Origin of the sequence: Faecalibacterium gallinarum, assembly GCF_022180365.1 — a bacterium.
Classification (GTDB): Bacteria; Bacillota; Clostridia; order Oscillospirales; family Ruminococcaceae; genus Faecalibacterium; species Faecalibacterium gallinarum.
In genome coordinates, this window is record NZ_BQKV01000038.1 from 33818 (window position 1) to 42563 (window position 8746).

Annotated in this window: 8 protein-coding genes and 1 tRNA gene; 7 read left to right on the forward strand and 2 right to left on the reverse strand. The window is 63.7% G+C overall.

The window, feature by feature from the left end; translation table 11 throughout:
• The first annotated feature begins 104 nt into the window (after nt 1-104).
• The 5 genes from JCM17207_RS06690 (at nt 105) to JCM17207_RS06710 (ending at nt 6806) form a co-directional block, all read left to right on the forward strand.
• On the forward strand, nt 105-1595 hold the full coding sequence (locus JCM17207_RS06690; RefSeq protein WP_238316841.1) for a DUF1846 domain-containing protein: 1491 nt from the start codon (nt 105-107) through the stop codon (nt 1593-1595).
• Nucleotides 1596-1768: 173 nt separating this feature from the next.
• Nucleotides 1769-2452: a response regulator transcription factor gene (locus JCM17207_RS06695; protein ID WP_238316842.1), complete on the forward strand. Its 684-nt coding sequence runs from the start codon at nt 1769-1771 to the stop codon at nt 2450-2452.
• The gene (locus JCM17207_RS06700) at nt 2449-3348 is read left to right on the forward strand and encodes a sensor histidine kinase (protein ID WP_238316843.1); all 900 of its coding nucleotides are present in this window, start codon (nt 2449-2451) and stop codon (nt 3346-3348) included. The genes JCM17207_RS06695 and JCM17207_RS06700 overlap by 4 nt, the downstream gene beginning before the upstream one ends.
• Nucleotides 3349-3454: 106 nt before the next feature.
• Entirely contained in the window at nt 3455-4123 is a 669-nt protein-coding gene (locus JCM17207_RS06705; RefSeq protein WP_238316844.1) for an ABC transporter ATP-binding protein, read from the forward strand.
• Between the two features lie 16 nt (nt 4124-4139).
• On the forward strand, nt 4140-6806 hold the full coding sequence (locus JCM17207_RS06710; RefSeq protein WP_238316845.1) for an ABC transporter permease: 2667 nt from the start codon (nt 4140-4142) through the stop codon (nt 6804-6806).
• A 122-nt stretch (nt 6807-6928) separates the two neighbouring features.
• Here JCM17207_RS06710 and JCM17207_RS06715 read toward each other — a convergent pair.
• Nucleotides 6929-7015: transfer RNA gene (locus JCM17207_RS06715), tRNA-Leu, on the reverse strand.
• 219 nt (nt 7016-7234) lie between these two features.
• Here JCM17207_RS06715 and JCM17207_RS06720 point away from each other — a divergent pair.
• Nucleotides 7235-7609, forward strand: coding sequence for a DUF3592 domain-containing protein (locus JCM17207_RS06720; RefSeq protein WP_238316846.1), 375 nt, complete (start codon nt 7235-7237; stop codon nt 7607-7609).
• 16 nt (nt 7610-7625) lie between these two features.
• Nucleotides 7626-8576 (forward strand): SurA N-terminal domain-containing protein, encoded by a 951-nt coding sequence (locus tag JCM17207_RS06725; protein ID WP_238316847.1) that lies wholly within the window; start codon nt 7626-7628, stop codon nt 8574-8576.
• 86 nt (nt 8577-8662) lie between these two features.
• On the opposite strand, the gene JCM17207_RS13830 is transcribed toward JCM17207_RS06725, so the two are convergent.
• On the reverse strand, nt 8663-8740 hold the full coding sequence (locus tag JCM17207_RS13830) for a hypothetical protein (protein ID WP_373871900.1): 78 nt from the start codon (nt 8738-8740) through the stop codon (nt 8663-8665).
• Nucleotides 8741-8746: the final 6 nt, after the last annotated feature.

An 8746-nucleotide genomic window follows, 5' to 3' on the forward strand; every position in this document is an offset into this window, starting at 1 on the left:
CGCGGTTTTGAGTGTGGTATACTAAACACAGTGTGTTTTTATTTGGAGGGTAAACCCGGGCCGGGTCTGCCTGGATAGAATTTGTAGAGGAAAGTGGGATGCAGATGAATATCGGATTTGATAACAACAAGTACCTTGCCATGCAATCGGCGCATATCCGCGAGCGGATCGAGCAATTCGACAACAAGTTGTACATGGAATTCGGCGGCAAGCTGTTCGACGATTATCACGCTTCCCGCGTGCTGCCGGGCTTTCAGCCGGACTCCAAGCTCCAGATGCTGCTTCAGCTGAAGGATCAGGCCGAGATCATCGTCGTCATCAGCGCAGAAGATATCATCAACAATAAGATCCGGGGGGACTACGGCATCACCTACGATATGGACGTGCTCCGCCTGATCGATGCCTTCCAGGGCGTGGGTCTGTTTGTGGGCAGCGTCTGCGTTACCATGTACACCCCCGAGCCCGAGGTGGAGGCCTTTGAGAAGAAGCTCAACAGCCTGGGGATCCGCACCTTCCGGCACTATAAGATCGCGGGCTATCCCGGCGACGTGGCGCGGATCGTCAGCGACGAGGGCTACGGCAAGAACGATTACATTGAGACCGAGCGCCCCCTGGTGGTGGTGACGGCTCCCGGCCCCGGCAGCGGAAAGATGGCGGTCTGCCTGTCCCAGCTGTACCATGAATACAAGCGCGGGGTGAAGGCGGGCTATGCCAAGTTCGAGACCTTCCCGATCTGGAACCTGCCCCTCAAGCACCCGGTGAACCTGGCCTACGAGGCCGCCACCGCCGACCTGAACGACGTCAACATGATCGACCCCTTCCACCTGGAAGCATACGGCGAGACGGCGGTGAACTACAACCGGGATATCGAGATCTTCCCGGTGCTGAACGCCATGTTCGACCTGATCGCCGGCAAGAGCCCCTACCGTTCGCCCACGGATATGGGCGTCAATATGGCGGGCAACTGCATCGTCAACGACGAGGTCTGCCGCGAGGCCTCTCTGAAAGAGATTCTCCGCCGGTACATGAAGTGCCTGTGCGACCAGAAGGTGGGCGGCACCGCCAAGGACGACCGCTTCAAGCTGGAACTGCTGGTGAACCAGGCTGGTTTGACGGTGGGCAGCCGGGCAGTGGAGCAGCAGGCCCACGCCCGCTCCGAAAAAACCGGCGGCCTGCCTGCGGCGGCCATCGAGCTGCCGGACGGCACCATCGTCACCGGCAAGACCGGCCCGCTGCTGGGCGCGGCATCCTCGGCGCTGCTCAACGCCCTGAAGAAGCTGGCGGGGATTGACCAGGAGATCGAGCTGGTTTCGGCCCGGGCCATCGAGCCGATCCAGAAGCTCAAGACCACCTACTTCGGCAGCAAGAACCCCCGCCTGCACACCGACGAGATTCTGATTGCCCTGTCCAGCTCCATCCTGGAGAACAAATACGCCGAGGCGGCGCTCAACCAGCTGCCCAACCTCAAGGGCTGCGATATGCACTCCACCGTCATCCTCTCCCGGGTGGACAGCGAGACCCTCAACCGCCTGGGGATGTACGTCACCTGCGACCCCATCTATGAGGAAGAGGACCGCAAGTACCACAAGAACTGATCAACGGATTGTAAGAACGCTCCGCACATGGGCCGAAAGCGCCTTTTGTGCGGGGCTTTTCTTGTTTTTGGCCCGCTTGCGGAATCGGCGGGGGCGCTGTTTGGTTTGCCTTTTCCTGCCCCTTCCGCTATACTAGAGCAAAACGCAGAACGCCAATCGAAGAAGGAATTTCTATGGAAAAAATCTTTTTGCTGGAGGATGACCCGGCCCTGGCCCGGGGGATCGGGATGGCGCTGGAAGCGCCCGGGCGGGCGGTCACCCTGGCCGGGACGCTGGGGGAAAGCCGGCCGGTGCTGGCCCGGGAGCGCTTTGACCTGCTGATCCTGGACATCAACCTGCCGGACGGCAGCGGGCTGGACTTGCTGCGTCAGCTGCGGGGGGCGGGGGATCGCACCCCCGTGATTCTGCTGACCGCCAACGACCTGGAACTGGACGAGGTCACCGGCCTCGAGGCCGGGGCGGACGACTACATCACCAAGCCTTTTTCCCTGGCGGTGCTCCGGGCGCGGGTGGCGGCCCAGCTGCGGCGGGGCGCCCCGGCGGCGTCCAGCCCCCTCCGGCTGGGGCCTTTTGCCTTTGATTTCGAGGGGATGGACTTCCGCCGGGCAGGGGAGCCGGTGGAGCTCTCCAAAACCGAACAGAAACTGCTGCGGGTCCTGGTGGAGAACCGGGGCCGCACCGTCCCCCGGCCCATGCTGGCGGAAAAGGTCTGGCCCGATGGGGCGGAAGCGGTGGAACCCAACGCCCTCTCGGTGACGGTCAAGCGGCTGCGGGCCAAGCTGGAAGCCGACCCCGCCAACCCCCAATACCTGAAAACGGTGTACGGCCTGGGGTACACCTGGGCGGTGGCCCCATGACCGGCTGGATCGCGGCGGGGGTAATGCTGGCGGCGGCAGTCGGGGTGGTTTTGGGGGAGCGCTGGCGGTCGGCCCGGCTGATCCAGCGGCTGGACGCCATGCTCACCGCCGCCATGGAGGGGGAATTTTCCGAGGCGTCCTTTGACGAGAGCCGCCTCTCCGCCCTGGAAAGCCGGCTGGCCCGGTACCTGGCGGCCAGCGCCCTCTCGGCCCGGAACCTCCAGGCCCAGAAGGACCAGATCAGCGCCCTGATCTCGGATATCTCCCACCAGACCCGCACCCCGGTGGCAAACCTCCAGCTCTATTCCCAGCTGCTGGCAGAACAGCCCCTCACGCCCCAGGGCCGGCGCTGTGCCCAGGCGATCTCGGCCCAGTCGGAAAAACTGCAAACCCTCATCGAAGCCCTGGTGAAGAGCTCCCGGCTGGAAACAGGGATTCTGGCCCTGCACCCTGAGCCGGGGCCCCTGGCCCCCATGGTGGCCCGGGCCGCGGCCCAGTACGCCCCCAAAGCCCGGGAAAACCAGATCCGGCTGACGGTGGGCCCGACCGAAGGGGAGGCCCTCTTTGACCCCAAGTGGACCGAGGAAGCTCTCTGCAACCTGCTGGACAACGCCCTCAAATACACCCCCGACGGGGGAAGTGTGACGGTGGAGGTCCGGCCCTATGAGATGTTCACGGCGGTCTGTGTCCAGGATACCGGCCCCGGCATCCCGGAGGAGGAACAGGCCAAAATCTTCGGCCGGTTTTACCGGGCCCCGGGGGCGTACCAGGCCGAGGGGGTGGGGATCGGGCTGTATCTGACCCGGCAGATTGCGGCGGGGCAGGGGGGATATATCCGGGTGAACAGCGCCCCCGGCCAGGGCAGCCGGTTCTCGCTGTATCTGCCCCGGGGCTAGAATCTGTCCAAACTGTCACATTCAGGAAAGGCCCTGGAAAGATTTCTCTGGTAAAGTCTGTGGTGTCCCAAAGACACACAGACTTTTTTTGTGGGAGGTTTGCTGCATGCACATTTTACAGACCCAAGACCTGAAAAAATATTACGGCGCCGGGGACACCCAGGTGAAAGCCCTGGACGGGGTGGATCTTGCGGTGGAACAGGGGGAGTTTGTGGCCATCGTGGGCACCTCCGGCTCGGGCAAATCCACCCTGCTGCACATGCTGGGGGGCTTGGACCGCCCCACCTCTGGGCGGGTGACGGTGGACGGCCAGGAGATTTTTTCCCTGGGGGAGGAGGCGCTGACCATCTTCCGGCGGCGGAAAATCGGCTTTGTGTTCCAGGCGTATAACCTGGTGCCGGTGCTCAGCGTCCGGGAGAACATCGTCCTGCCCATCCAACTGGACGGCCGGGCGGTGGACGAGGCCTTTGTCCGGGAAGTGGTGGCCACCCTGGGCCTGGAAAAGAAGCTCCAGAGCCTGCCAAGTCAGCTTTCGGGCGGCCAGCAGCAGCGGGTGGCCATCGCCCGGGCCCTGGCGGCCAAACCGGCGATTCTGCTGGCGGACGAGCCCACCGGCAACCTGGACTCCAAGACCAGCCAGGACGTACTGGGCCTGATGAAGGTGACGGGCCAGAAGTTCGGCCAGACGATGGTGATGATCACCCACAACGAGGAGATCGCCCAGATGGCCGACCGGATCGTCCGGATCGAGGACGGCCGGATCGTGACGCGGTGAGAGGGGGGCCTAGACCATGAATATATCCAATCGGGGCTGCATCCGGCGGCTGAGCGTTCGGGCGCTTTTGGCGAGCCGCACCCGGAATGTTGTGGCGGTGCTGGCCATCGCCCTAACGGCGCTGCTCTTCACCAGCCTGTTCACCATCGCCCTTTCCATCAACGAGGGGATGCAGCAGAACAATTTCCGCCAGGCGGGGGGCTTTGCCCACGGCAGTTTCAAGTACCTCACCGAGGAAGAGTTCGACCAGCTGAAAGAACACCCCCTGATTGAGGCCTGGGGCCTGCGGCGCTTTTTGGGGATGCCCACCGGAGCGCCCTTCCACAAATCCCATGTGGAGGTGGGCTATTCGGATTCCAGCGAGGCCCACTGGACCTACTGCGACCCGGTGGAGGGCCGGCTGCCCGCCGAGGGCACCCAGGAGGCCGCCACCGACACCCACGTTTTGGAGCTGCTGGGGATCACCCCGGCGCTGGGGGCGGAGTTCACCCTCACCTTTGAGGTGGACGGCCGCGAGACCACCCAGACCTTCACCCTCTGCGGCTGGTGGGAGTACGACGAGGCGGTGGTGGCAAACCACGTCCTGATTCCCGAGAGCCGGGTAGACGCCATTCTGGCCGAGGTGGGGGTCACCCCGCCGGGCCGGGACGGGATGACCGGCAGCTGGAACCTGGACGTCATGCTGGAACACGGCGCCCGGTCCATTTCCGCCGACCTGGACGAGATTCTGGCGGACTATGGTTGCCAGACCCAGGACCCCGCCGCCCCGGGTTACATCGCCACCGGCGTCAACTGGGGCTATACCGGGGCCCAGCTGTCCGACCGGCTGGACCCCTCGGTGGTTCTGGTGATCGGGGTGATGCTGGCCCTGATCCTCTTCACCGGGTATCTGATCATCTATAACGTGTTTCAGATCTCGGTGGCGGGGGACATCCGGTTTTATGGCCTGCTGAAAACCATCGGCACCACCCCCCGGCAGATCCGGCGGATCATCCGGATCCAGGCCCTGATCCTCTCGGCGGCGGGCATCCCGGCGGGCCTGGCGCTGGGCTGGCTGGTGGGCGGGGTGCTGACCCCCTTCATCACCGCCCAGCTCAACGACGTCACCCCCACCGTATCGGTCAGCCCGGTTCTGTTCGGGGCGTCGGCCCTCTTCGCCCTGGGCACCGTCCTGATCTCCTGCCGCCGCCCCGGCCGCCTGGCGGGCCGGGTCTCGCCGGTGGAGGCGGTGCGCTACACCGAGGGCGGCGCCCCCCGCCGCAGAATCAGCCGGAAGGGGAAAGGCGTCTCTCTTTTCTCCATGGCCTGGGCCAACCTGGGCCGCAGCCGGGGCAAGACCGCCATCACCGTCTTGTCCCTGTGCCTGGCGGTGGTGCTGCTGACCCTCACGGTCACCTTTGCCGCCGGCTTTGATATGGACAAATACACGGCCCACTTCACCGCCACCGATTTCATTCTGGCCGACGCGGGGAAACTTCAGGTGGGGAGTGTGGGCTTCAACCGCGGTATGGCCGTAACCGAAGAAACCATCGCCGCCGTCAACGCCCAGGGCGGCATTACTGAAAGCGCCCGGGTCTACGGCCAGACCAAGGGGATGAATGAGTTTATCCCGGAGGAGCGGTTTATTGCAAACAACAGCCAGTGGTATTCAGAGGAATCTCTGAAATGGCTGATGGACCACACCCAGCGCAGCGAGGCGGGGCTGCTGGCGGACGGCGTCCAGCTCTGCGGGATGGAACCCTTCGCCCTGGATCACCTGACGGTATTGGAAGGGGACCTGGAAAAACTGAAAGAGCCCGGCGGGAACTGGATTGCCGCCGTCTATCAAGAGGACGACTACGGCGCGCCGGTGTGGGAGAGCAACTGGGCCAAACTGGGGGATACGGTGACCATCCGGTACATCGAGGAATTCGAGTACTGGGACAACGCCACCGGGGAAATCATCCCCATCGACCAGGTAGGGGCGGCCTATGAGGCAGGCCGCAGCATCACCTCCTACGCCAAGACCTACCGGGACGTGGATTACACGGTGGCCGCCCTGGTGACGGTGCCCACAGCTCTCAGCTACCGCTACTATGGGGACGACAGCTTCATCCTTAACGACCAGACCTTTATCCGGGACAGCGGCACCGCCGACGTCATGTATTATGCCTTTGATACCACCGACGAGGCCAACGCCGGGATGGAATCCTTTTTGAAAGACTACACCGAAAATGTGAACCCCCAGCTGGACTACGAGAGCAAGGCCACCTTTGCCGGGGAGTTTGCCAGCATCCGGGGGATGTTCCTCCTCCTGGGCGGGGCGCTGAGCTTCATTGTGGGGCTGGTGGGGGTGCTGAACTTTGCAAACGCCATCCTCACCGGCATCACCGCCCGCCGCCGGGAGCTGGCGGTGCTCCAGTCCATCGGGATGACCGCCCGCCAGCTGCGCGCCATGCTGGCCCTGGAGGGGCTGCTCTACACCGCGGGGGCGGTGGCTCTGGCCCTGGGGCTGATCCTGATCAGCGCGCCCTTCCTGGGGCCGGCCCTCAACCGGATGATCTGGTTTTTCAGCTACCATTTCACCCTCTGGCCCGTGGGGGTGGTGCTGCCCCTCTTCGCGGTGCTTGGGGTGGGCATCCCGGTTTTGACCAGCTGGGCCGCCCAGCGCACCCCGGTGGTGGAGCGGCTGCGGCAGGAATAAGCGGATAAACTGGCCCCGCAGAGAAAAACCCCCGGCGGCTTCTCGCTCTGAGAGGCCGCCGGGGGTTCTGTATTGAGGAAAAAAGAAAGAGCTGAACTTTTCACAAAGAAAAGCTCAGCTCCTGGTGCGGATAAGAGGACTTGAACCTCCACCGAGTTGCCCCGATTAGAACCTGAATCTAACGCGTCTGCCAATTCCGCCATATCCGCATATTCTTTTGTGTTCCGTCCGGCGTGTCGCCCGGAACGTTTGTTATTATACCACGGGCGGGAAAAATGTCAAGCACTTTTTTCGGCTTTTTCTGACAAAAAATTGTTTGAAAAATCTTGCACTCTGTCAGGGCGGGAAAGGGCGCAAAATGGGCCCGGATGTGATACAATAAAAACTGCGTTTGAAACAGCGCAGAACGAAGAATAAAGAGGGAAGCCATGGATTACGTATTTTTTATCGCCGGTACACTGCTGATGTTCTACATGGGCCTGCGGAGTACCCTGTTCCGCCTTCGGCTGATGCGCCAGGGGCAGAGGGTAGAGGCCCGGGTGGCCGGCACCGTCCAGAGCCGCCAGGGCACCGCCTACCTGCTGGAGTTTGCCACGGCGGGCGGGAGCCATCGCCTGCAATACCCGGCCCCCCGCAAGGGCAAGGGCCTGCCCATGGGCAGCCAGGTGGTGCTCTACTATGACCCCGACCACCCCGAGAAACTCTATGTCCAGGGCGACAAGGCCGTTCTGGGGGCAGAGGTGGTCTATTATGTTCTGACGGCGGCGCTGATTGTCCTGTCGGTGCTGCTGGCTGTGCAGTGAGGAAGGGGGCCGAACCATGATTCTGGAATATGCGCGCACCACCGAGCCGGGGGCCTGGCAGCTGGTGTTCCGGGCGGATGCCGATGAGCTGGCCCGGGCCATCGAGGCCGTGGAGGCGGGACCCGACGCCCCAAAAGAAGAGGCGGATCTCCTGACCGAGGCCGTCAACCGGGCCATCCTGACGGGCTTTTCGCCTCTGTACGCCCAGCTGATGGAGGAGCGGGGGATCATCCCCGTCACCGACCCGGATTTCAGCCTGCTGGCGGTCAACCGGGCCGAGGGGTTCCGGGCGGGGGCGGAGTTCTTCGCCCTGCCCGAGGAGCTGACGTTGGAGCGGTACACCGGCTTTGTCCAGGCGGTCCAGCCCCACCCCATCCGGCCGGTGACCATCGAGCTGGAAGTCAACCAGCACCACGGCGAAGAGGACCGGGCCGCCGACGCCGCGGGCAAACAGGCCCTGCGGGCCCGGGTGACGGCCGAACTCTATGAAAAACGCTGTGCCCAGGCCCGGGCCCTGGCACAGCAGAAGCTGATCTACCAGCTGGGCGGCCAGGTCAAGGGCCCGCTGCCCAAACAGCTGGTGGCGGGCAACTACTTCGCCGAGCAGCGCCGCTTTAACCTGAGCCTGCAGGCCCGGGGGGTCAACTTCGACCAGTACCTCCAGGTGCGGGGCCAGACGGTGGAACAGTTCCGCGCCGAGCTCCACGCCGAGGCCGAGCAGAAGCTCCGCAGCCGTCTGGGGCTTTTGCTGGTGGCCGGGCGGGAAAATCTCTGGCCCACCGAGGCCGAGGTGAACCAGGCTCTGGCCCAGTGGGACGAGAAACGGGACGGGGAGCGTACCTTCCCCGCCAACGACGCCCGCAAGGCCCGCCAGAAGATCGCTTCCAGCCGGGCGGCCGGGTATGTGGTGGCCCACTCCACCCTGACGCCGCCCCCGGCCGAGCCTGTGGTGGCAGCCCCCCAGTAAATAAACAAAACACCCCTGTTTCTGAACCGCCCCATATTGTGCGGACAGTACAAAAAAGAGGCCTGCAAGGGGTAGAAGTAAACGAATCAAAGACTGGCCTGGCGAAGCGAGAGCGGAGCCAGGCCAGTCTTTGTCTGGAGCCGCTCGTGGTTATAGAAGTGGATGTACTC

Bases quoted from the DNA above. Each gene is read 5' to 3' on its own strand.
- JCM17207_RS06690 (WP_238316841.1), top strand. From the start codon at position 105: ATGAATATCGGATTTGATAACAACAAGTACCTTGCCATGCAATCGGCG.
- JCM17207_RS06695 (WP_238316842.1), top strand. From the start codon at position 1,769: ATGGAAAAAATCTTTTTGCTGGAGGATGACCCGGCCCTGGCCCGGGGG.
- JCM17207_RS06700 (WP_238316843.1), top strand. From the start codon at position 2,449: ATGACCGGCTGGATCGCGGCGGGGGTAATGCTGGCGGCGGCAGTCGGG.
- JCM17207_RS06705 (WP_238316844.1), top strand. From the start codon at position 3,455: ATGCACATTTTACAGACCCAAGACCTGAAAAAATATTACGGCGCCGGG.
- JCM17207_RS06710 (WP_238316845.1), top strand. From the start codon at position 4,140: ATGAATATATCCAATCGGGGCTGCATCCGGCGGCTGAGCGTTCGGGCG.
- JCM17207_RS06720 (WP_238316846.1), top strand. From the start codon at position 7,235: ATGGATTACGTATTTTTTATCGCCGGTACACTGCTGATGTTCTACATG.
- JCM17207_RS06725 (WP_238316847.1), top strand. From the start codon at position 7,626: ATGATTCTGGAATATGCGCGCACCACCGAGCCGGGGGCCTGGCAGCTG.